This window comes from Kitasatospora sp. DSM 101779, from assembly GCF_025655475.1.
GTDB lineage: Bacteria > Actinomycetota > Actinomycetes > Streptomycetales > Streptomycetaceae > Kitasatospora.
In genome coordinates this window covers 7,743,052-7,766,492 of the sequence record NZ_JAHTIK010000001.1, presented here as the reverse complement: position 1 = coordinate 7,766,492, position 23,441 = coordinate 7,743,052, and the positions used below count along the sequence as shown (strand labels likewise).

Annotated in this window: 16 protein-coding genes and 2 pseudogenes; 13 read left to right on the top strand and 5 right to left on the bottom strand. The window is 69.9% G+C overall.

The genetic code is table 11. From position 1 onward, the window contains the following. Positions 1-42 precede the first annotated feature (42 nt). Positions 43-2,733, top strand: a complete 2,691-nt coding sequence (locus KSNIM_RS35470) for an RICIN domain-containing protein (protein ID WP_263107289.1) — start codon at positions 43-45, stop codon at positions 2,731-2,733. Positions 2,734-3,197: 464 nt separating this feature from the next. On the opposite strand, the gene KSNIM_RS35460 is transcribed toward KSNIM_RS35470, so the two are convergent. The 4 genes from KSNIM_RS35460 to KSNIM_RS35445 form a co-directional block, all read right to left on the bottom strand. After that, positions 3,198-3,668: a hypothetical protein gene (locus KSNIM_RS35460; RefSeq protein WP_263107288.1), complete on the bottom strand. Its 471-nt coding sequence runs from the start codon at positions 3,666-3,668 to the stop codon at positions 3,198-3,200. Between the two features lie 78 nt (positions 3,669-3,746). Continuing rightward, complete coding sequence (locus KSNIM_RS35455) at positions 3,747-5,798, bottom strand: family 43 glycosylhydrolase (RefSeq protein ID WP_263107287.1); 2,052 nt, start codon at positions 5,796-5,798, stop codon at positions 3,747-3,749. A 232-nt stretch (positions 5,799-6,030) separates the two neighbouring features. Further along, positions 6,031-6,471 carry an RICIN domain-containing protein gene (locus KSNIM_RS35450; RefSeq protein ID WP_263107286.1) on the bottom strand — a complete coding sequence of 147 codons (441 nt, stop codon included), beginning with the start codon at positions 6,469-6,471 and terminating at the stop codon, positions 6,031-6,033. Between the two features lie 108 nt (positions 6,472-6,579). Next, positions 6,580-8,811, bottom strand: a complete 2,232-nt coding sequence (locus KSNIM_RS35445) for an alpha-L-fucosidase (protein ID WP_263107285.1) — start codon at positions 8,809-8,811, stop codon at positions 6,580-6,582. Between the two features lie 463 nt (positions 8,812-9,274). Between KSNIM_RS35445 and KSNIM_RS35440 the strand changes: the two genes are divergently transcribed. From KSNIM_RS35440 to KSNIM_RS35385, 12 genes and pseudogenes are all read left to right on the top strand, one after another. Further along, positions 9,275-10,339, top strand: a complete 1,065-nt coding sequence (locus tag KSNIM_RS35440) for a sugar ABC transporter substrate-binding protein (RefSeq protein ID WP_263107284.1) — start codon at positions 9,275-9,277, stop codon at positions 10,337-10,339. 47 nt (positions 10,340-10,386) lie between these two features. Further along, positions 10,387-11,952, top strand: a complete 1,566-nt coding sequence (locus KSNIM_RS35435) for a sugar ABC transporter ATP-binding protein (RefSeq protein ID WP_263107283.1) — start codon at positions 10,387-10,389, stop codon at positions 11,950-11,952. After that, a complete protein-coding gene (locus KSNIM_RS35430) occupies positions 11,945-12,985 on the top strand; it encodes an ABC transporter permease (RefSeq protein WP_263107282.1) in 1,041 nt (346 codons plus the stop codon). Before KSNIM_RS35435 ends, KSNIM_RS35430 begins: the two co-directional genes overlap by 8 nt. A gap of 91 nt (positions 12,986-13,076) precedes the next feature. Then, positions 13,077-14,402, top strand: coding sequence for an L-fuconate dehydratase (locus KSNIM_RS35425; RefSeq protein WP_263107281.1), 1,326 nt, complete (start codon positions 13,077-13,079; stop codon positions 14,400-14,402). Further along, positions 14,395-15,297, top strand: coding sequence for an amidohydrolase family protein (locus KSNIM_RS35420; protein ID WP_263107280.1), 903 nt, complete (start codon positions 14,395-14,397; stop codon positions 15,295-15,297). Before KSNIM_RS35425 ends, KSNIM_RS35420 begins: the two co-directional genes overlap by 8 nt. Continuing rightward, positions 15,288-15,725: an RbsD/FucU family protein gene (locus KSNIM_RS35415; protein ID WP_263107279.1), complete on the top strand. Its 438-nt coding sequence runs from the start codon at positions 15,288-15,290 to the stop codon at positions 15,723-15,725. The genes KSNIM_RS35420 and KSNIM_RS35415 overlap by 10 nt, the downstream gene beginning before the upstream one ends. Next, positions 15,722-16,765 (top strand): zinc-dependent alcohol dehydrogenase, encoded by a 1,044-nt coding sequence (locus tag KSNIM_RS35410; protein ID WP_263107278.1) that lies wholly within the window; start codon positions 15,722-15,724, stop codon positions 16,763-16,765. The genes KSNIM_RS35415 and KSNIM_RS35410 overlap by 4 nt, the downstream gene beginning before the upstream one ends. Then, positions 16,762-17,523, top strand: coding sequence for an SDR family oxidoreductase (locus KSNIM_RS35405; protein ID WP_263107277.1), 762 nt, complete (start codon positions 16,762-16,764; stop codon positions 17,521-17,523). The genes KSNIM_RS35410 and KSNIM_RS35405 overlap by 4 nt, the downstream gene beginning before the upstream one ends. Further along, positions 17,508-17,657 (top strand): annotated as a pseudogene (locus tag KSNIM_RS35400) (keto-deoxy-phosphogluconate aldolase); the annotation flags it as partial. The gene KSNIM_RS35405 and the pseudogene KSNIM_RS35400, both read left to right, overlap by 16 nt. Positions 17,658-17,673: 16 nt before the next feature. After that, positions 17,674-18,108: pseudogene (locus tag KSNIM_RS35395) on the top strand (sugar kinase); the annotation flags it as partial. Positions 18,109-18,169: 61 nt separating this feature from the next. Then, complete coding sequence (locus KSNIM_RS35390) at positions 18,170-19,183, top strand: aldo/keto reductase (protein ID WP_263107276.1); 1,014 nt, start codon at positions 18,170-18,172, stop codon at positions 19,181-19,183. After that, complete coding sequence (locus KSNIM_RS35385) at positions 19,174-19,881, top strand: FadR/GntR family transcriptional regulator (RefSeq protein ID WP_263107275.1); 708 nt, start codon at positions 19,174-19,176, stop codon at positions 19,879-19,881. The genes KSNIM_RS35390 and KSNIM_RS35385 overlap by 10 nt, the downstream gene beginning before the upstream one ends. A 600-nt stretch (positions 19,882-20,481) precedes the next feature. On the opposite strand, the gene KSNIM_RS35380 is transcribed toward KSNIM_RS35385, so the two are convergent. After that, positions 20,482-21,903, bottom strand: coding sequence for a non-reducing end alpha-L-arabinofuranosidase family hydrolase (locus KSNIM_RS35380; RefSeq protein ID WP_263107274.1), 1,422 nt, complete (start codon positions 21,901-21,903; stop codon positions 20,482-20,484). Between the last annotated feature and the right edge of the window lie 1,538 nt (positions 21,904-23,441).

The following is a 23,441-nucleotide window of genomic DNA, read 5'->3' as shown; positions in this document are numbered from 1 at the left end:
GCAACTCATAAGCCACCGGGGCTTGGAGGAGGGACACCACAGATGAGACCCCGACGCATCGGTGCGGTGACGGTCAAGGCGATGACAGCGGCAGTGGTCGCCCTCGCGGCCGCCCTGCCCGCTCAACCCGCCTACGCGGCCGCGACGAACTTCTACGTCGACCCCGTCAACGGCAGCGACAGCAACTCCGGAACCAGCACCGCCTCGGCGTTCAGGACCGTCCAGGCCGCCCAGAACGCGGTCCGGGCGATCAACGCGAACATGGCCGACGACATCGTCGTGAACCTGCGCGGAGGTACCTACACCCTCACCGGCCCCGTCACCTTCGGCACCGCCGACTCGGGCACCAACGGCCACACGGTGGTCTACCAGGCGTACAACGGTGAGACACCCGTGATCAGCGGCGGCAAGTCGATCACCGGCTGGACCGCCGCCGCCAACGGCGAGTACAAGGCGTCCATCGGAACCACCAACTTCCGGCAGCTGTACGTCAACGGGGTCCGCGCCACCCGCGCCCGCTACCCCGACTCCGGCACCGACTTCAACCTGCAGGGCAGCGACACGACCAACAAGCTGCTGAGGGTGCCCAGCTCGCAGGTCTCGAACTGGGGCAACCTGAACCAGGTCGAGATGATGCTGGAGACGCAGTGGGGCGAGAGCTACCTGCGGCTGAAGTCGATCAGCACCGCGGGCAGCACCGCCAGCATCTCGATCCAGGACCACGAGGCGGGCATCCTCTTCCAGCGCCCGTGGCCGCAGCTCGCCAACAACTCGCCGTTCCACTTCGAGAACGCCCACGAGTTCCTCAACGAGCCGGGCGAGTTCTACGTCGACACGACCACGCAGACCCTCTACTACAAGCCCCGCCCCGGCGAGGACATGTCCACCGCCTCCGTGAAGGCGCCGACCGTCCAGACGCTCTTCGACGTCAAGGGCACCAGCCTCGACAGCCCCGCCCACGACCTGCGCTTCTCCGGCCTCACCTTCACCCAGACCACCTGGATGGAGGCGAGCAACAACGGCTACCTGAACGCCCAGGGCGGCACCTACAACATCTCGGCCAACACCTCCAACCAGCAGTACGTCGGCCGGCCGCCGGCCGCCGTCCAGGCCGCCGACACCGACCGCATCTCCGTCACCAACAACGTCTTCTCGCAGCTGGGCTCCACCGCGCTCGACCTCTCGCACGGTGTCCACAACAGCAGCGCCATCGGCAACTACATCTCCGACATCGCCGGCAACGGCATCATGGTCGGCAAGTTCTCCGACCCGACGGTCGAGTACCACACCATCTACAACCCACCGTCCTCGCCGGCCGGCGAGGACGCCCGGGAGGTGGTCAAGAGCGTCACCGTCAAGAACAACCTGATCACCCGGACCGGTGAGGACTACCTCGGCACCGCGGCCATCAACGCGGGCTTCGTCAACAGCACCACCATCGACCACAACGACATCTCCGACGGCCCGTGGGCAGGCATATCGCTCGGCTGGGGCTGGCAGTCGGCGGCCAACGCCGAGGGCAACAACAGCGTCAGCTACAACCGGATCGGCAACGTGATGAACCGGCTGTGCGACTCCGCCGCCATCTATCACCTGTCCAACGACCCGGGCACGGTCATCAACGGCAACTACATCCACGACGTGGTGCGCAACGCCGCCGCCTGCGGCTCGGCCGTGGCCGGCCTCTACACGGACGAGGGGTCGGACAACATGACCCTCTCGAACAACGTCCTGTCGCACACCGACGGATTCATCAACCAGAACCGCAACGGCGCCAACGTCACCCTCACCAACAACACGACCTCCGGCGACACGGTGATCAAGGCCTCCGGCCTCGAGTCCGGCTACCAGTGGATGACCCTGGTACCCAACCTCGCCTGGAACAAGACCGCGACCTCCTCGTCGGTCTACGGCACCGGCACCGAACCCTCGAAGGCTGTGGACAACAACGGCGCGACCGGCTGGTCCCCCACCGGCACCGACACCTCGGCCTGGTGGCAGGTCGACCTCGGCCAGCCCTACCAGCTCGGCCAGTTCGTCCTGACCACCCGTCAGGACCTGGATCAGTCCGCGACCCGCGGCAACTTCGAGGTCCGCGGCTCCAACGACCCGAACTTCGGCAGCTACACCGTCCTCGGCCGCCAGACCGACACCCTGCCGTTCGCCTCGACCCTCACCGGCGACATCGACGTCCGCCGGGCCTTCCGCTACGTGCGGGTCGCCAAGACCGACGGCGGCTACTTCTACATCACGGACTTCAGCGTCCAGCAGACCGGCGGGGCGCAGGCGGCCTCGACCGGCGCCCCGAGCACCAACCCGTCGACGTACTACACCATCAAGAACGTCAACAGCGGTCAGGTCGCGGACGTGTCCGGCGGGTCCACCACCGACGGCGGAAGCGTCATCCAGTGGCCGAACAACGGCGGCGCCAACCAGCAGTGGAACATCGTCCCGGTCACCGGCCAGCTCTACAAGATCGTGAACCGGAACAGCGGCAAGGCCCTCGAGATCCCGTGGAACAGCCACTGGCGCGGGACCGGCGCGGACCAGTACTCCTACAACGCCGGCAACAACCAGCTCTGGTACTTCGAGCCGACCAGCGGCGGCTACCTGCTCCGCAATTTCGAGAGCAAGCAGGTCCTGGAGGTGACCGGCGCGTCGACCACCAACGGCGCCACCACCGACCAGTCGAACGCCATCAACCAGTCCCACCAGGCCTGGACCGTCCAGTGACCGGGTGACCCACCCCGAGGCACCGACCGTGAGGCCGGAAAGCAACGCTTTCCGGCCTCACGGCCTTCCGCAGCGACTCGCCGAAGCGGAAACCGGCATGCGAAAGCCACGGGCACTCCCCCTGATCGCGCTCGGCACCGCAACGGAAGAGGGCCGACGCCTTCCACCACGGTGTCCGCCCGCGGACACCACCGGGTGGCTGAGGAATCCGCCCCCTGCCGCCGCACGCGTGCCGTCCGGAATCGCCGGCAGATCTCCGGACTCGGACCAGTCGTGCAGTGGGCCGGGCAGACGGCCGATGTGTCCGCCGCGGGCGAGGGCCCGACCGCCGAGGGCGGCGGCCTTCCGTCGAGCGAGCCGTCAGTAGGCTCAAGAACCTCCGTGCGGTGGCTACGCGGTATGACAAGCGAGGCTACGTGTTCCTCGGCACCGTCTCAGCTGCAGCTGTCATCGTGTGGCTCCGCTCATGACCGGCCACTCGTGTTCGAGTCGAGTGCGGAGGCCTGGCCGACCGCGGCAGACAGGACGAGTGGCAGCTCCTTGTCGGCCTGGCCGAGCGCCAGCGCGAGCCAACGACCGTTGTCGGGGAGCGGCCACACCTGCATGCTCACGACCTGTTGGCTGAGGTAGTCGAGCGGCTCGGGCACCGGCTCTCCCTCGCAGCTGGCGCTGAGATACGGTCCGAGGTCCACGACGAACGCATTGCCCCACCGAGTCGTCAGGCGTGCCGCCAGGTCGTCGAGGCAGGCCTGCAGTTCGGCTTCGGCCTCGACCCGGGCCTGCCCGTCGTCGTCATCCCAGAAGTCCTGACTGACCTGCAGTTCGCGCACATGATGCTCTGGTCCACCTCCCCCGGAGGCGTCGACATAGGTCACCTCCGGGAACGGCTGCACGGCCAGCGAGTCAATCGTCGAGAGGTACTCCTCGGTGGTCATGGGCGCAGGCTATGGGGCCGCGCAGACAACCTCCACCGACCGGGCGCACCCACCAATGGTCGGCCGGACAGCTCCTAGCTAGCCGGTGACGCGCTGGAAAGTCCACCGCTGGTTGGTGCTTCCCCTGTCGGAGTACTGGATGAGCGCGGTGCCGTCGGCCGTACCGCCCCCGCTGACATCGAGCACCTTGCCGCTGGTGCGGTTGACCAGGACGAACTCGCCGCCGGCCTGCGGGCGCAGCTGCCACTGCTGGCTCGCCCGGCCGTCGGCGGTGGCCTGTACGACCCGTGCGCCGTCCGCCGTCGAGGAGGCTGCCACGTCGAGGACCTTGCCGCTGTTGACGCACGTGATGGTGTGGTAGCCGTCCGCCGTGGACTGGAAGGTCCACTGCTGGTTCGGCGCGCCCTTGTCGGTCCACTGGACCAGGCCGGCGCCGTCCGCCTTCGAAGCGCCGGCCACGTCGGCGACCTTGCCGCTGCGCACACTGACGATCTTGTATGACCTGGCGGGTCCGACGGTGTACTGCACCGAGTCCACGTCGACGTGGCCGGTGCCGTTCGGGTTGTAGGTGAAGAGGCCGACCCGGTCGCCCCGGTAACCGCCCCAGGTGAGCTGGTAGGTGCCGCCGAACGAGGTGAAGGTGTTCCCGTCGAGGCTGTAGGAGAACCGGCTGACTCCGCTCACGTCCCACGAGGTGCGCAGCCACACGGCGTTCTGCGTGATCACCGGACCGTCGGTGAGGGTGCCGTTGACGTTCTGCGAGATCGTGGTGGTGGTCCCGGAGCACCGGACACCCAGCCCCGCGTAGGTGGCCGCGTAGTGGCACAGCCCGGCGAACTGCCCGTCGGCGAGGCCGTCCAGTTCGATGCGGACGGTCACCGTCGCGCCGCCCGCCGTTCGCAGGACGCGTTGCGTGAGGGTGTTGCCCACCTTGGTCAGGTTGTCGGCCAGCAGCGGTGCGAACGCCTTCAGCCGCAGGTAGCCGGGGCGTTCGGTCAGGGACCAGTGGTCCGCGCGCGGCTGGTAGTACCACTCCCACTGCGGCTTGAGCCGGGTGTCGGCGAACAGGTCGCCGGTCACGACGGCCGGCAGCGCGTCGACCGGCAGACCGGGCGTGCCGCCGGCGGGCACCTGACCCGTCCACACCATGCTGCCGATGCCGTCCGCACCCACCTGGCCCAGGATCGGCCAGCCGTCCACCCAGGTCACCGGCAGCAGGGACAGCGACCGCCCCTCCCAGTCGCCGTGGCCGTGGTGGGTCACGAAGTACCAGGTGCCGTCCGGAGCCTGCACCAGCCCGCCCTGGTTGGGCTCGCGGTCCACCGAGGAGTTGACGTGCTCCAGCTGCCGGGTCTCGAACGGCCCGTAAAGGCTGGAGCCGCGGTTCATCATGAGGACCCGGCCCTCGGGCTTCACCTCGCTGTACAGGTGGTAGTAGAGCCCGTTGATCTTGTAGAGCTTGTTGGCCTCGCTGCCCGGCGACTGGTGGATCACCGTGGACGGGCCGACCAGCGACTTGCCATCCTCGGACAGCTTGAACAGGTGGATCTTGTAGCCGTCCGAGTAGTGCGAGGTGACCAGATAGCCCTGCCCGTCGTCGTCCCAGAAGGGGCACGGGTCGTCCCATCCGGAGGTCCGCCACACCGCCGTCAACGGATCCCACGGCCCGGCCGGCGACGGGCCCGACGACATGAAGAAGCCTTCGTCGGGCGTGTTGAAATACACCCAGTACCGCCCCGCGTGGTAACGGATGGCCCCGGCCCACACGCCGCGGCCGAAGCGGGCCATCCGGTCCCAGTTCAGCAGCGGACCGACGGCGGTGACGTCGCCGACCACGCCGCCGAGCGTCCGCCAGTTGACCAGGTCCGTCGAGTGCAGGACTGCCACGCCGGGCGAGTACCCGAACGTGCTGGTGATGCCGTAGTAGTCGGCGCCGACCCGGATGCAGTCCCAGTCGCTGAAGTCGCCCGGGAGGACCGGGTTGACGTAGGTGCCGTCGCCCTGGTCGCCCCACGTCCCGGCCGGAGGCACGGTTGCCGCCGCCCGGCCCGGTGACAGCAGCCCCGGCAGCAGGAGCGCCCCCGTGCCGACCGCCGCGAGCCGGCCGAGCTGACGTCTGGTGATGTCCACAATCCCGTCCTTGGTCAAGGGAAACCCGCCGGTCAACAGAGGCATCGGCGGCTTCTTCGAGCGAAAGTGACGTGGTGCCAGGACAGTCGGGCAGAGGCCGGTTCCGACCGTCGGCGGGAGCGGCCCTCCGAACCCGCTCGCCGCCTCCGGCGCCCACCCATCGATGACGACGACCGCACGTCGGGCGGACCGGCGTCGCGGATGCTCGTGCGCTGATGTTAACGCTCACAATTCAGATGTCGGACGACTGCCGCTGGGCCGTCCGGATCCGGCCATCACTTTCGGCGAGCTCCGGGCCGGCGTCAAGATGTCCGGCATGAACAGGTACCGCATTCCGGAGTCTCGGCGGTCGGGGGCGGGAGCCGCCGGGGCCACCGGGCCAGGAGAAAGTCCGGGCCTCGCTGCTGGTGCTTGCGCTCCCGCCGGGCTCCTGGTCCACCGCCGCTGCCTGGGCGGTCGGGCCCGCGACCCCGATGCTCAGGCCACTGCCGACGCCCACCAGCAGGTAGTTGCCGCCGGTGTAGCCGCCGGTCAGGTCGAGGGTCCACCGCTGGTTGGCCCCACCGTTGCAGGTCCACTGCTGCACCTGGACGCCGACGGTGGTCGACCTGCTCGGGACGTCCAGGCACAGGCCGCTCTTGACGCTCTTGAACGTGTAGATGTTGTCCGCCACCCTGGCAGGGCCCACTGCCAGGGGCCGGTGGCGACGGAGCGGGTCCGCTCAGCCGTACGGGGCCGCAAACCCTTGTGCCTGCGGCCCCGTACCGGCGGTGGCCGGTGTCTACAGCGCCGTGAAGGTCCACAGCAGGTTGGAGCTGCTGTTGTAGGTCCACTGCTTGGTGACGGAGCCCGACGCGACGCTGCCACCGCCGTCGAGGACCAGACCGGTGGTGCGGTTCTCGATCGAGTAGCCGTAACCGCTCCGGAGAGTGATCTTCCACTGCTGGTTGGTACCGCCGTTCCACGGGGCCTGCCGGGCCGTGGAGCCGGCGGTTGTGGCGCCCCAGCCGTCGGCGACCATGCCGTTGGTGCGGTTGACCAGCTTGTAGTAGCCGCCGCCCACGTCGACCGCCTGCCACTGGAGGTTGGTGCTGCCGTCCCAGGTCCACTGCTTGAGGTTGGACCCGGAGGCGACGTTGCCGCCGCTGTCCAGGGCGAGGCCGTCGGTGACGTTGGTGAGCCGGAAGTACGTCGACGGGTTGAACTGGACCTTCAGCGAGACGATCTGGTCGTTGTTGCCGGCGGCCCTGAGGTCGGGGTTGTCGGCGGTGAAGGTCCAGGCGGTGCCGGTGAAGTTGTCCGCCGAGTAGCCGATGACCTGGAAGCCGGGAGACGTACGGATGGAGGAGATGGCGGCCGCGCCCACACCGGCCGCGGTCAGGTCGGCCGCGGTGTACTCGCCCACGGTCAGCGCGGCGGAGGCGCCGGTGTAGTTGACGTCCTTGAAGGCGACGGCGCCGGCCGGCGGCCGCAGGTCGGGGATGGTGCCCGAGAAGGAGAGCTTCAGGACGTACGCGTTGGCGCTGTACGGCGCGGAGGAGGGCAGCGTGACCGTGAGGCCGGAAGAGCTCTGCACCGGTGCGGCCAGGTCGATGGTGGTTCCGGCGGTGGAGCCGAGCAGCTTCACCGAGGTCAGCGACGAGAGGTTGATCCGCTCCGAGCTGAGGGTCTTGATCGTGAGTGAACTGCCGGGCCAGCCCAGGACCGTGGCGTACAGGACGTTACCGGCCTTGTTGCGGGTGAAGCGGATGTCCTGCGGTGTGCCGGCCGTCGGGTTGGTGAAGGAGCCACCGCCCATCTTCGTCGGGCCCTCCCCGTAGACCGTCCAGGCGCGGGTCGAGTAGATCGACTCTCCGAAGCGCTTCAGGTGGTCGCCGATGCCGAGCAGGACGTCCCTCTGCGCCTGGGGGATGGTGCCGTCGGCCATCGGCGCGATGTTCAGCAGGACGTTGCCGTTCTTGCTGACCCGGTCGATGAACGAGTGCAGCATCTGCTGGATGCTGTAGTAGCCGATGCCCTGCGTGTAGCACCAACTGCTGCTGGAGATGCTGTCGTCGGTCAGCCAGTACGGGCTGGTGAGGTCCGCCGGGCCGCCGCGCTCGTAGTCGAAGATCTCGCCCTTGTTGTTGAGGCCGTCCTTGTAGGTGGCGACGACCTCGCGGCCCCAGGCATTGGCCTGGTTGTAGTAGTAAGACAGGAAGTTGAGGCGCTGAGTCTCGTCGACCATGTTCAGATCGAAGTCCTGCCACAGGATGTCCGGCTGGGCGCGGTCGACGACCTCCTTCAGCTTGTCGTACCAGAGCTGGTTCTCCTGCGACTTGTCCAGCTGACCGTAGAGCTTCTTGAGGCTCGGGTCCGACTGCGCGGGGGCGCTGTCGTAGTAGCCGTTGAAGTTGAACGCATGGTGCATGGCCACCAGCAGCTTGAGGTTCTTGGCTCGGATCGCCGTGGCGAACAGCTGCAGCAGGTTCAGTTTCGGGCCCTTGGCGACCGAGTTCCACTCGTTGACCTGGCTGTCCCACATGGAGAAGCCGTCGTGGTGCTCGGCGACCGGTCCGGCGTACTTGGCGCCGGCGTCGACGAACAGCTGCGCCCACTCGTCGGGGTCGAAGTTCCCGCCGGCCGACTTCAGCTTCGGCGCGAACTGCACGGTTTTGCCCGCGAGGTCCTGCGCTCCGTTGATGAAGTTGTGGTAGGGCCAGGCCGACGGCTGACCGTAGGTGGCGATGTGGTGCTGGTTGGCCGCACTGCCGGCCTTGTACATGTTCCGCGGGTACCACTCGCTCTGGTACGCGGGAACGCTGAAGACCCCCCAGTGGAAGTAGATCCCGAACTTCGCATCCTGGAACCACTCCGGAGCCGGCGGGTGCTGGTCGACCGAGTTCCAGTCGGGAGTGTAGGTGCTCGGTGCCGCCTGTGCGACGCCGGCCGCGAGGCCGCCGCCGGCGATGGCGGCCGCAGCCACACCTGCGGCTGCGGACAGGAACTGACGTCGGTTGAGAGAACTCGCCATGAGGACATCCCTGGGCTGAGGGGACAGCGGAGACGGGCTGGACCAAGGGACGTGCGGCGCGCACGCCCCTGGAGCACCGGAGGTTACGCATGAAGTTCGTTCATGTGACGCCCCGATGTCAACGGGCGTGCAGGGATGAAAACGGCCCGCGGCTCACGGTTTTGTCTATCTGCGATGAGATATGCCCTATTTGGCGTACGCCAGACATGGCATGTTTCAGGCTGTGCGACCCGCAGGCGGAGCACCGGCGTCGCCTGCCACGCTATTGATGGGATTGATTTCCATCCCAGGCCATCCCGCGGCCATCGAACAGGCCGCACTTGCAGCAGTTTTGCTCGACTCCTAGACAGCACCCCCGGCCGCCGCCTATACATACATCCCATCTCTCCGCGACGGCGGCGTACAACAGCTGCCGCCCGGCACAACTCTCTCCCGCTCAAGGGACCAGCGCGAGGAAGTACCGATGAGACTCAGGACCGCACTCTGCTCCGCCACCTCCGCCCTGTCTGCCCTGGCGCTGCTCAGCGCCTGCGGTAGCGGCGCGGGCACCACGGCCGCGTCGGGCGCCGCGCCACTGGTCGGGGTCGACTACCCGCGTTCCGACACCGACTTCTGGAACTCGTACATCAAGTACACGCCCGGATACGCCGGACAGCTGGGCCTGTCACTCAAGACGACCAACTCGCAGAACGACGTCGCCAAGCTGACCGCCAACGCGCAGACCTTCATCAGCCAGGGGGTGAAGGGGATCGCGATGGCGCCGCAGGACACCGCCGCCATCGCTCCGACCCTGGCGCAGTTGGAGGCGAAGAAGATCCCCGTCGTCACCGTCGACACCCGCCCGGACACCGGCAACGTGTTCATGGTGGTACGGGCCGACAACCGCGCCTACGGCGAGAAGGCCTGTCAGTTCCTCGGCACGAAGCTCAAGGGCGAGGGCAAGGTCGTCATGCTGGAGGGCGGCTTGGACTCCATCAACGGCCGGGATCGCACCGAGGCGTTCAACGACTGCATGAAGAAGAACTACCCCGGCATCAAGGTGTTCGGTGAGGCCACCAACTGGGACGGCGCGGTCGCCGCGCAGAAGCTCCAGACCGACCTGACCGCCAACCCGGACATCAAGGGCGTCTACATGGAGTCCAGCTTCGCCCTGTCCGGCACGCTCCAGGTCCTCAAGCAGAAGGGCCTGCTGGTCGACCCGGCGGACAAGAAGCACGTCTTCATCGTGTCCAACGACGGCATCCCGGAGGAGCTCAAGTCCATCGCGGCGGGCAAGATCGACGCCACCGTCTCCCAGCCGGCCGACCTGTACGCCAAGTACGCCCTGTCCTACCTGCAGGCGGCGATCGCCGGGAAGACGTTCGCGCCGGGCAAGACCGACCACAACAGCACCATCATCCAGGTCCGTCCCGGCCTCCTCGAGGACCAGCTCTCCGCCCCCCTGGTCACGCTCGACGGCGGCACGTACGGCGGTGTGCCCAGCGTCAAGAGCGACGACACCTCCCTGTGGGGCAACAACCTCGGCTGACCTGCCCGGTCAGGCGCCCAACGGCTATCGAGTACAAGGCGGTTGTGATGAGCGACGGGGAGCGAGCAGTCAGCTCCTGGCCCGCCCCGGCAGACGACGGACGGTCCCAGGCGGGCCCGCCCGTCGTCGAGGCGACGGGCATAGTCAAGCGATTCGGTCCGACGGTGGCCCTCGACGGCGCCCGGATCACCATCAGGCCCGGCGAGACCCATGCGCTCGTCGGCCGCAACGGGGCCGGCAAGTCGACGCTCGTGTCGGTCCTCACCGGTCTGCAGGCACCCGACGAGGGAACGATCGCCTTCGGCGGCAGCCCCGCGCCACGGCTGGCGGACCGCGACGCGTGGCGACAACGCGTGGCCTGCGTCTACCAGAAGTCCACGATCATCCCCACGCTGACCGTGGCCGAGAATCTGTTCCTGAACCGGCACGACCACGGCCGCGGCCGGCTCATCAGCTGGCAGGCTGTTCGCCGGCGGGCGCAGGAGCTGCTCGCGGCGTGGTCCGTGGACGTCGACCCGCAGACCTCGGCCGGCGATCTGAGCGTGGAGCAGCGGCAGTTCGTGGAGATCGCCAGGGCGCTGTCCTTCGGTGCCCGGTTCATCATCCTGGACGAGCCCACCGCTCAGCTCGACGGGTCGGCCATCACCCGCCTCTTCGAGCGCATCCGCGACCTGCAGCGCCAGGGCGTGACCTTCTTGTTCATCAGCCACCATCTCCAGGAGATCTACGACATCTGCGACATGGTGACGGTGTTCCGCGACGCCCGGCACATCGTGACCGCGCCGGTCGCGGAACTCCCCCGCACCGAGTTGGTCGCCGCGATGACCGGTGAGGCCGCGGTCGACCGGCTTCAGGTGCGACCGAGCAGCCTCGACCGCACCGCCACGCCCGCGCTGTCCGTGCAGGGGCTGGGCAGTGGCGGTGCCTACGGTGATGTCACTTTCGAGGTGGGCGCCGGGGAAATCGTCGGACTCGCGGGTGCCGCCGGCAGCGGTCGTACCGAGGTGGCCGAGACCGTGGTAGGGCTGCGGGCGGCCCAGGTGGGCGAGGTGGCGATCGCCGGGCGGCGGCCCCGGCCCGGCAGTGTTCCCGCCGCCCTCGCCGCCGGTGCCGGGTTCGTCCCGCAGGACCGGCATCATCAGGGATTCGTGCCCGACATGTCGATCGCCGACAACGCCACGCTGTCCGTGCCGCACAGGCTCGGCCGGAACGGACTCCTCAGCCGTGACCGACGGGACCGGCTCGCCGACGACATGATCGAGAAGCTGGCGATCAAGACACCGGGACCCGAGCTGCCCGTCTCCGCGCTCTCGGGCGGAAATCAGCAGAAGGTCGTCATGGCCCGGGCGCTGGCGGACGACCCCCGCCTCCTGGTGCTGATCAACCCGACCGCCGGTGTGGACGTGCGCTCCAAGGAGTTCCTCCTCGGCAAGGTCGAGGAGACGGCGCAGACCGGCACGGGAGTGCTCATCGCCTCCGACGAACTCGACGACCTTCGTATGTGCGACCGGGTCCTGGTGATGTTCCAGGGCCGGGTGACCTCGGAGATGGCCCGCGGCTGGCACGACCACGAGCTCGTGGCCGCGATGGAAGGAGTGGACCTCGATGCCTGAAACCGTCCTCGCGGACACAGCCGCCAGGGCCGCGGAACCCAGGCCCCCGCGCACCGCGCTGCTCGGCGGCCGGATACCCCTGGCCCGGCTGCGCGACCTCGCCCTCGTCCCCGCGATCGTTGTCATCGCGATCGTCGGCCAGATCGTCAACCCCGTCTTCCTGCAGACCGACAACCTGATCAACGTCCTGCAGACCATGTCCGAGATGGCCCTGCTGGTTCTCGCCCAGACGATGATCCTCATCGTCAAGAAGATGGACCTGTCCCTGGAGTCCACGATGGGCCTCGCGCCCGGCGTCGCGGCCTGGCTGGTCGTCCCGGCCGGCGCGGGACACGGGCTCGGTCTGCTCCCCGGAGCCTGGTCGATCCCCGTCACCCTCGCCGTGGGCGTACTCGTCGGCGTGATCAACTCCCTGATGATCATCCGCTTCGGCCTCAACGGCTTCATCGTCACCCTCGGCATGCTCATCGTCCTGCGCGGCATCCTCACCGGCATCTCCGGCGGCCAGACCTTCTTCCAGCTGCCGGACTCGATGCTCTACCTCGGCACCGCCGAGTGGTTCGGGATGCCCGCCTCCATCTGGACGTGCCTGGCCCTGTTCGCGATCGCGATCGTGGTGCTCGGCTGGACCAGCTTCGGCCGCTCCCTCTACGCCATCGGCGGCAACGCGGACGCGGCGAAGGCGGCCGGTATCCGTACCGGCCGGGTGCTGTGGACCGTGATCGTGACGGGCAGCGTGCTCGCCGCCCTCGCCGGCCTGATGCTGTCCGGGCGGCTGGCCTCGGTCGCCTCCGCGCAGGGCAACGGCTACATCTTCACCGTCTTCGCCGCCGCCGTCATCGGCGGGATCAGCCTGAACGGCGGCAGGGGGACCATGTTCGGCGCGTTCTGCGGCATCCTCCTGCTCTTCATGATCCAGAACGTGCTGACGCTGGCGGGTGTCCCCGCTCAGTGGATCGGTGCTCTCAACGGCCTGATCATCCTGATCGCGCTCGCCATCTCCCGCATCACCGGGGGCAAGGTCCAGGAGTGACCCGGGCGGCTGCCGACCGTCGCCCGTCCTCCGCCGCGTTCACGTCTCGCCACGAGGGGATCGCCCCCGTGTTCCTCACAGGAGTTGTCGCATGTCCTCGCCCGCGCCCGCATCCGCCCGCATCACCGCCCTGGACGTCCTGGACGTGCGGTTCCCCACCTCCGAACATCTCGACGGCTCTGACGCCATGAACCCCGAGCCCGACTACTCCGCCGCCTACGTGGTGCTGCGCACCGACGCCGCAGACGGACTGGAGGGCCACGCTCTCGCCTTCACCACCGGACGCGGCAACGACGTACAGGCCGCGGCCATCGCGGCCCTCGCCCCGTACGTGGTCGGCCTGTCCGTGGAGGAGGTCTGCGACGACCTGGGGTCCTTCTCCCGTTCGCTCGTGCACGATCCGCAACTGCGTTGGCTGGGCCCGGAGAAGGGTGCCATCCACATGGCCACCGGAGCCGTCGTCAACGCCGCCTGGGACCTCGCCGCCAAGCGCGCGGGCAGGCCCGTCTGGCGGTTCCTCGGCGAGATGTCCCCCCAGGACCTGGTCGCCCAGGTCGACTTCCGCTGGCTCAGCGACGCGCTCACCCCCGAGGAGGCGCTGGACATCCTGCGCCGTGCCGAACCGGGCCGCCAGGAGCGCATCGCCCGTCTTCTGGAGCGCGGCTACCCCGCCTACACCACCACGCCCGGCTGGCTGGGTTACTCCGACGAGAAGCTGGCCCGCCTGGCCCGCGAGGCCGTCGCCGACGGCTTCACCCAGCTCAAGCTGAAGGTCGGCGCGTCCCTGGAGGACGACGTACGGCGCATGCGTGTCGCCCGCGAGGCGGTCGGCCCGGACGTCCGCATCGCCGTCGACGCCAACCAGAGATGGGACGTGGCACCCGCGATCGACTGGATGCGTGCCCTCGCCCCCTACGACCCGTACTGGATCGAGGAGCCCACCTCCCCCGACGACATCCTCGGCCACGCCGCCGTCCGCGAGGCGCTCGACCCCATCAAGGTCGCCACCGGCGAGCACATCGCCAACCGGGTCGTCTTCAAGCAGCTGTTGCAGGCCGGCGCGGTGGACATCGTGCAGATCGACTCCGCACGGGTCGGCGGCGTCAACGAGAACCTCGCGATCCTCCTGCTCGCCGCGAAGTTCGGGGTTCCGGTCTGCCCGCACGCCGGCGGTGTGGGACTGTGCGAGATGGTCCAGCACCTGTCGATGTTCGACTACGTCGCCGTCTCCGGCACCACCGAGGACCGGGTCATCGAGTACGTCGACCACCTGCACGAGCACTTCGTCGACCCCGTCCGCATCGCCGACGGCCACTACCTCGCGCCGACCCGGCCCGGGCTGAGCGCACAGATGCACCCGGCCTCGCTCAAGGAGTACACCTACCCCGACGGCCCGATCTGGACCGCCCGTGCCTGACGCCCGGGTCCTCGTCGACGCCCACCACCACGTGTGGGACCTGGACGCCCGCCCCCAGCACTGGTTGAACGAGCCCGGCCACGAACCCATCAACCGCACCCTCGGCACCGGCGACCTGCGCGCGGCCGCGACCGCGACCGTGGCAGGGCGCCAGTTGGAGTGCACGGTGCTCGTCCAGTGCGTGACGTCGGTCGACGAGACGCGCGAGTTCCTCGCCCTCGCCGACAAGGACCCGCTCATCGGCGCGGTCGTCGGCTGGGCGGATCTCACCTCGCCGGCGATCGGCGACGTGCTCGACGAACTGCGCGCCGGACCCGGCGGTGGCTACCTGCGCGCCGTACGTCACCTCGTCCAGGGGGAGTCCGATGCCGCCTGGCTTCAACAGCCTTCGGTGGAGCGGGGACTACGGGCGGTGGGTGAACTGGGTCTCGGATACGACCTGCTCATCCGCAGCCACCAGTTCCCCCAGGCGATCCGCCTGGCCGAGCGCCTCCCCGACCTTCCCCTGGTCCTCGACCACGCCGGAAAACCACCCATGGCCCAGCAGGACCTGGGCGACTGGGAGCGGGGCGTGCGGCGGCTGGCCTCACATCCCCGGGTGCGGTGCAAGGTGTCGGGCCTGATCACGGAGGCCGATCACGAGAAGTGGACCCTCGACGACATCCGACCGGTGTGGGACGTCCTGCTGGCGGCTTTCGGCCCCGACCGGCTGATGTTCGGCTCCGACTGGCCGGTGGCGAACCTCGCCGGCGGATGGAACCGGTGGGCCGCCGCCGTCGAGGAACTCCTGGCCGGCTGCTCCGCCGCCGAGACCGAGGCGGTCCTCGCCGGCACCGCCACCGCGTTCTACCGCCTCGACCCCGCTCGAAGGAAGGACGGCACTCCATGCTCCTGACCGAACTGCTGCACCCGGGCATCCTCGAAGCCCTGGCGGCCGCCGGGCATGGAGCCCGGGTGCTGCTCGCCGACGGCCACTATCCGGCGAGCACGGCCACCGGCCCCCGGACCAGGACCGTCCATCTCAACCTGGCGCCGGATCTGCTGGATGTCACCACCGTGCTCGACGTCCTGCTGCGGGTGCTTCCCGTCGAGGCGGCGCACGTGATGGTGCCGCCGGAGGGCGCGCCGGAGCCGCCGGCCATCGCCGAGCACCGCTCGATGCTGGCGCCCGTCGCCGTCGAGACGCTCGGCCGTTTCGAGTTCTACGACGCCGCCCGGTCACCCGACCTGGCCCTCACCGTCGTCACCGCCGACACCCGCACTTACGCCAACCTCCTGCTGACCATCGGCGTCCGCGCTGAAGGGACCCTGAGTACACGATGACGCTTGCTGTTCGCTACACGGCCGCCCGGACGCTGGACACGGCTCCGGTCGAGCCGGCCGAGCCCGGCCCCGGTGAGGTGTTGCTGGCTCCCGCGTACGTGGGGATCTGCGGTACCGATCTGCACATCTTCCACGGCGACATGGACGCCCGGGTCGCCGTACCGGCCGTCCTCGGTCACGAGATGTCCGGCCGGGTGGTGCGGGTCGGCGCCGGGGTGGAGGGCTGGCGGGCCGGGGACGCGGTGACGGTGATGCCGCTGCGCTGGGACGGCACCTGCCCGGCGTGCCTGAACGGCCACCAGCACGTGTGCCAGCACCTGGACTTCATCGGCATCGACTCGCCGGGGGCGATGCAGCAGCGCTGGACGGTGCCCGCCGACACGCTGATCCGGCTGCCGGACTCGCTCCCGCTGGACCGGGCCGCGCTGGTGGAGCCCACCGCGGTGGCCGTGCACGACGCCGGACGCGCCGGCGTGCGGGCCGGCGAGCGGGTCGTCGTCGTGGGCGGCGGTCCGGTCGGGATCCTGATCGCGCTGGTGGCGCGGGCCGCCGGCGCCGACGTCCGGGTGGTGGAGCCGAGCGCCCACCGCCGCAAGCTCGCCGAGGAGTCGGCACTCGCCACCTGGGACCCGGCCGCCGAGAACGTCACCGAGGCGGTGCAGGAGTGGACCCGGGGCGCGGGCGCGGACGTCGCGTTCGAGGTCTCCGGTGCGGCGGCCGGCGTCGACACCGCGGTGGAGGTGCTGGGCGTGCGCGGCCGGCTGTGCCTGGTGGCGATCCACCCCCGGCCCCGCGAGATCAACCTGCACCGCTTCTTCTGGCGTGAACTCACCCTGGTGGGCGCCCGCCTGTACGACCGGTCCGACTTCGAGAACGCGGTGGCGCTGGTCGCCGACGGCACGATCCCGGCCGACCGGCTGATCAGCACGGTCGTGCCGCTCACCGACGCCCAGGCGGCGTTCGAGGCCCTGGAGGGCGGCGGCGACGTGATGAAGATCCTCGTGGACTGCACCGGCGACACCCGGGGAGCGAGCGCATGAACGCCTTCGACCTGACCGGCCGGCTCGCCGTCGTCACCGGAGCCCGCCGCGGCATCGGCCGCGCCATGGCCCGCGCCCTGGCCGCGGCCGGCGCGGACGTCATCGGCGTCAGCGCCAACCTGGAGAAGACCGGCAGCGACGTCGAGCAGGACGTCCTCGCCGCGGGCCGCACCTTCGAGCCGATCCGCACCGACCTCGCCGACCCGGACGCCGTGCGGGCCCTGGGCGCGGACCTCGCGGGCCGCGAGCGGCCGGTGGACATCCTGGTCAACAACGCCGGCACCATCCGCCGCGCACCCGCCGCCGAACACCCGGACACGGACTGGGACCTGGTACTCCAGGTCAACCTGAGCGCCCAGTTCGCGCTCGCCCGGGCGGTCGGCGCGGCGATGGTCGCCCGCGGCCAGGGGAAGATCATCTTCACCGCGTCGCTGCTCAGCTTCCAGGGCGGCATCACGGTCCCCGGCTACACCGCCGCCAAGCACGGCGTCGCCGGCCTGACCAAGGCGCTGGCCAACGAGTGGGCCGGGCACGGCGTCAACGTCAACGCCATCGCGCCCGGCTACATCGCCACCGACAACACCCGGGCACTGCAGGGCGATCCGGTGCGCAGCAGGGCGATCCTGGAGCGGATCCCGGCCGGTCGGTGGGGCCGGGCCGAGGACCTGGCCGGCGCGACCGTCTTCCTGGCCTCGGACGCCGCCGCCTACGTGCACGGCACCGTGCTGCCCGTCGACGGCGGATGGCTGGGCCGATGACCACCGATCCGGCCGGCGTCCTGGCCGGCGCCCGCATCATGCCGGTGCTGACCGTGCCCGATCCGGCCACGGCCGCCCCGCTGGCCGACGCGCTCGCCGCGGGCGGCGCCAGGTGCGCCGAGGTCACCTTCCGCACCCCGGCCGCCGAGCCTGGCCGGACAGTATCCCGGGGCGCTGCGGGTCGAGGCGGACGAGGTCCCGGACGCACTCACCGAGGTGGCCGTCCTGCTGCCCGAGGCACGGGTGCTGGCGACGGCCCTGCGCTAGGTCCCGTCGGCCGGCGTGAACGACTGGTCCTCTGCCCCCTGGTCGGCCGACACCGGCTATGTGCACGGCCCCTCGATGCCCGGACTGCACGTCCGCGACCGCATCGGCTCCGGCGACGCGTTCGCGGCCGGACGGATCTACGGACTGCTGACGCGCGACGGTGCGGCGGGCCTCGACGGCCCCGGCCCGCAACGCGCTCTGGCCTACGGCACCGTCCACGGCGCCCTGGCCATGACCACGCCCGGCGACGTCTCCATGGCCTCGCTCGCCGAGGTCGAGGCGCTCATGGCGGATGGCTCGGCCGCCGTCAGACGATGACCCGCCCGAGGCCGCCGTACCGAATCGAACACATGGAGGAGCGCAGTTGACACATCGGACCATGGGACGCCGGAGGATCACGAACACGTCCGTCGAGCTCACGGAACTCGGCTTCGGGGCCTCCGTGATCGGCAACCTCTACCGTGTCACCCCTCCTGACGACGCCCGCGCCGCGATCGAGGCGGCCTGGGAGACCGGGATCCGGTACTTCGACACGGCACCGCACTACGGGCTCGGGCTCTCCGAGCGACGTCTGGGAGCCGCCCTGCGGGACCGTCCACGCGACGCGTACGTCGTCTCCTCCAAGGTCGGCCGCCTGCTCGTCCCCAACGAGCGGCCGCACGGGGTCGACAGCGAAGGCTTCGTGGTGCCGGACGACCTGCGCAGGCAGTGGGACTTCAGCCGTGACGGAGTGCTCCGCTCCATCGAGGCGACCTTGGAACGCACCGGCCTGGACCGCTTGGACGTCGTCTACCTGCACGACCCCGACGACCACGGGAGACAGGCCGCCGAGGAGGCCATGCCGGCCCTCGCGGACCTGCGCGACCAGGGCGTGATCGGCGCGATCGGCGCAGGCATGAACCAGTCCGCCATGCTCGCCCGCCTCCTGCGCGAGACCGCCGCCGACGTGGTGATGCTCGCCGGGCGGTACACCCTCCTCGACCAGTCCGCCCTCGACGACGTGCTGCCCGCCGCGCAGGCACTCGGCAAGAGCGTGGTGGCCGTCGGCGTGTTCAATTCGGGGCTGCTCTCCCGCGACCGGCCCGCCGAGGGCATGACGTACGACTACCGGGAGGCTCCCCCGGCCCTCGTCACCCGCGCCCGGGCGATCGCCGAGGTCTGCGCGGCGCACGGTACGACGCTGCCCGCGGCAGCGGTCGCGTTCCCGTACAGCCATCCCAGTATCATCAACGTCACCCTCGGCATGCGGACCGCGGAACAGGTCGGACGGAACGCGGAGCTCCACCGTCAGCACATCCCCGAAGCCCTCTGGGACGATCTCCGCGCCCGGGGACTCATCAGGTCGGACGTGCCCGCGGCGAACGGGCCCGGAAGGAGTGCGCGGTGTCTCTGACGGACAAGGCCATTGCGCAGATCCGGGAGCTGATCCGCAGCGGAGCTCTGCCACCGGGCTCGAAGCTCCCGCCGGAGCAGGAGCTGGCCGCCCAGCTCGGCCTCTCCCGCAACCTCGCCCGGGAGGCCGTGAAGGCGTTGGCCGTCGCCCGGGTCCTGGAGGTCCGGCGGGGCGACGGCACCTACGTGACCAGCCTGCAGCCGAGCCTGCTCCTGGAGGGGCTCGGCGGTGCGGTCGAACTGCTGCAGGGCGATTCCGCCGCAGTGCAGGATCTCATCGAGGTACGGCGGCTCCTGGAACCGGCCGCCACCGCGCTGGCCGCCACCCGGATCTCCGACGAGCAGCTGGCCGACGTCGAGCGGCACCTGGAGGCCATGCGCGAGGCCCGTGACGACGTGGAGCGGCTCAACGCCCACGACGCCGCCTTCCACCACGCCGTCATCGCGGCCACGGGCAACGAGACACTGCTCACGCTCCTGGAGGGCATCTCCGGGCGTACGCTGCGCGCCCGCACCTGGCGCGGTCTGGTCGACGCCCAGGCATCGGGCCGGACCATCGCCGAGCATGAGGCGATCTTCCGGGCGCTGTCGATCCGCGACGCCTCCCTCAGCCAGGCCGCCGCGTTGATCCACGTCAGCAACACCGCGCTCTGGCTGAGCGAGCACTTGCGTTCGGGAGAAGCCCTCCCGTGGCAATGACGGCCGAGAAGTGACAGGCCGCCGTCGGCCGGGACGGCGGTGCCCGGGGCCACCGCCCGAGCGCCGCCTGGGCAGACTTCTCGGCAGCCTGGCGGACGAAGCCCTCGCCGCGGTGCGAGACCGGACGGGCCGAAGCCGGTGTGGTCGGTGATCAGGACTGCGTCGACCTCGCCGAGGCGCTCGGCGACGAAGTGCTGGAGCTCGTCGCGGACCTCGTCCGCCTCCCAGCGGATACCGGCGGGCAGCTGCCGCAGGCCGTCAGGGGCGGTGTGACCTGCGTATTCGGCGAGCTGCCCGCGTTCTTGCGGCCGATCGGGCCGAGCCGGCCGCGGACATGGTCGCGTATCCGGCGGCGCGGCTCCGCACGGCCGAAACGGTGGCCGACGCGGAGGAGGAGGTCTTCAAGTTCGCGGTCCTGCCGGGCCCGCCACCGCCGGCGAAGCGGTGGCGGGCGCGCGACCGTACTATCGAAGGCCCGTTGCGGGAAGGACCGGCCGGCCGGTTCGACCGGGAACCCCAGCCGGCGCGGCGGCTGGGGTTCCCTCAGGGCCGTGAGTATCGGTCAGCAGGCGGAGTTGCCCACGCCGTAGACCGGGCGGGTCAGCGCTGCAGGGTGAGCACCGCCGGCCGGTACGGCAGTTGGACGTAGGGAACGCCGTCCGAGGAGGGGTTCCGGCCCTGGTAGAGGAACTGCAGGTTGCAGGGGTCGATGGTCATCGTCTGGTCGGGGTTGTTGCGGACCAGATCGCCGTGGCTGATGTCGTTGGTCCAGGTGACACCGGTGTTGGCCTTGCTCGCGAAGGCGCTGCTCTCGGTGGCGGCCTGCGGGGTCCACGTGCCGTTCAGGCTGGTGGCGGTGAACGAGCGGAAGTAGCGGTGCTCGTTCGCACCCCGGGCCTCGACGATCATGAGGTACTGGTTCTGGTCCTTGACCTTGTAGACCTGGGGCGCCTCGAACAGGTTCTGCACCGTGTCGCTCATGACCGTGGCGTACGAGGAGCCGAAGCTGCCGGGGAAGTTCCCGATCGGCATGCTCGCCCGGTAGATGCTGCCGTTGTCACCGGCGAAGAACAGGTACATGTTCTGGCCGTCGGCGATCAGGGTCGGGTCGATCGGGCCGCCGGTGGGGAGGCTGCCGGTGAACAGCGGCTGGGGGGCGGACCAGCCGTTGGGGTTGGTGGGGTCGCTGGACGTGCGGTAGGTGAAGGGCCAGGCGGTACCCCACCCCAGTGAGGCCAGCACCCAGATGTTCTTGGGCGCGAAGTAGAACAGTTGGGGCGCCACGGCGGACGAGGGCATGGCGGTCTGGGTGGCCGAGGCCATGTCCGACCAGTTCGTGAAGGGAGCGAATCCCATCGATTTCCACGACGATCCGTCAGAGAAGGTCGCGTAGACCAGGTGCTTGCCGTTGTACGTCACGGTGGTGAAGTCCTTCAGCGCGGCCCACCCGTTCGCCGGCTCCGCCAGCGGGCCGGTCGAGGCCCACCGGTACGTCGACGGAAGAGAACACGTGGTGCCCGTCCCGGACAGGCCGGTCCACTGCTGGTTGCTGGCGCCACTGCAATTCCAGAGCTGCACCGCCGTCCCGTTGGCCGTGCCGCCGCCCGAGACGTCCAGGCACAGCCCGGACTCCACACCGACCACCGTGCCGTCGGCGTTCACCCGCCACTGCTGGTTCGCACCGCCGTTACAGGCCCAGATCTCCACCCGCGTGCCGGCCGTCGTGGCGTGGCCCGGGACGTCCAGGCACTTGCTGCCGTACACGGTCAGCTGGTTGCTGTCCGTCAACGTCCACTGCTGGTTGGTACCGCCCCAGCAGTCGTAGATCTGCAGGAGCGTGCCGTCGGTCTGGCTGGCGTTCGGCACGTCGAGACACCGGCCGGCACCCGTACCGCGCAAGGCGCCGGTAGTGGCGGCCTGCGCCGGGTTGGCGACGAGCATGGCTGCCAATGCCACCACGGCCGCAACCATGGCGGTGAGCACCACAGGCAGAGGCCTGCGGGTCGAACTTTGTCTGCGCATCGAGATCTCCTTCGTTGAGGGACGGAGCTGTCACCCGGCTTTGTGATCGTTAACATGCGTGCTGCCCGAGACGGTGCGCACCAGGGGTGCGATCGGCCGGCGAGGGATCCTCGCCGCTGACCGTCGGACGTCGAAGCCCCGCCGTCGTGATGTGTGTCGGGCCGCGTTGTGGTGGTGGGTGTGTCATGTTCCCCCGGCGCCTCGCGATGGCTTTCCGGGCGGAGGCCAAGGGAGTCGGCAGGGGCACATGCGCCCCCGGATCAGCTCACCTGAGATTCCGGTGCCGGCCCGGCGCCGCCGCTGGAGTCCCGGACTGCCGTCCTGGTGCCGTGGGCGGTCCGACCTCCGGCGGGGCGCCGGAGCCTTTGGTGACGATGTTGATCAGCGTCCAGGAGCCGCCAGTGCCCTGGAGGCCGCCACGCTGCCCGCTGGGCACGTCCGACATGCTGCCGCGATGCCGGTGAACGTGCAGACCACCGGAGGCGATGCCCCGGCGGACCCACGCGCGCCGCCGGGGGCGGTGAGCACTGCGGCTGTCCGGCAGGGTGGGTGCCGACGAATGGCCACACAGTTCAGCTCCGCAGAAGTGTTAACGCTAACAATCCAGGGGTCGAAGCATGCCCTCCTGATGGGAGGCAGATGAGCTTCCGGGTGTGAGCGGAGTCAATACCTGCCCGCCCCAGCACGTCAAGACGGCTGCACCGACTTTCATGACCGAGGCGGCGCAGTCCTGCCCATGCCTCCAGAGCGCGGACGACCGGTGCGCCTCGCGAGAACCGTTCAGGCGACGGCGGCAACTGGGGTGGTCCCGATGACGGGGCGACAGTTCCCGGTGCGGGCACGACCGGGCCGCAGCGAGGAGCACCCCGGTAGCAAGAAGGACCCCACCGCGCCCCGGCCGTGGACGCCACCGCCGACGCTGGACCAGGCCGGGCCCTGGCGCTGGGAATGCTCGGTCCTGCTGTTCGTACAGCCACTCCATCGGCGCGCACGGCCAACGCACTGCCGCCGTCGGCGAGTCCGAACGACCGTGGATCCGGGCCGCGTTCGCCAACCCGCTGCCGTCGACCGACCCCTTCGCGGTCGGTGGCGCAGGGCCACGCGCCCACTCCTCCCCCACCCGTCGGCAGGCTGACCGCTCGTGACTTTCCCCCACCCCAAGCGCCGCAGGAACAGCCGTGCCTGGCAGACCGCCAGCAGGATGCGCCTTCTCAAGAGGGCGATAAGTGAGGTGGCGTCCGTTTCGCGGCGTCAGTCGGGACAGGTGGGCGGGTCGCGAACCCGCCGGCCTCCTGTGGTCGCGGCCGGGTGAGCAACCCCTGCCGGGTTCGACCATCGATCGCCTCGCACACCGTCCGGCCCGCAGCGGAACTCCCGGATGTGCGGCGGTGGTGCCGCGCCGGCCGACCGGCTCCCATACCCACCGCCTACCCACCGCCGACGACCGGCTGACCGGACGCCGGCTGCGTTTCGCCCCGGCCACAGCCCCGCCCGACGACGTGATCGCCGACCGGCGCGCGGTGCCCGAAAAAAAGTTC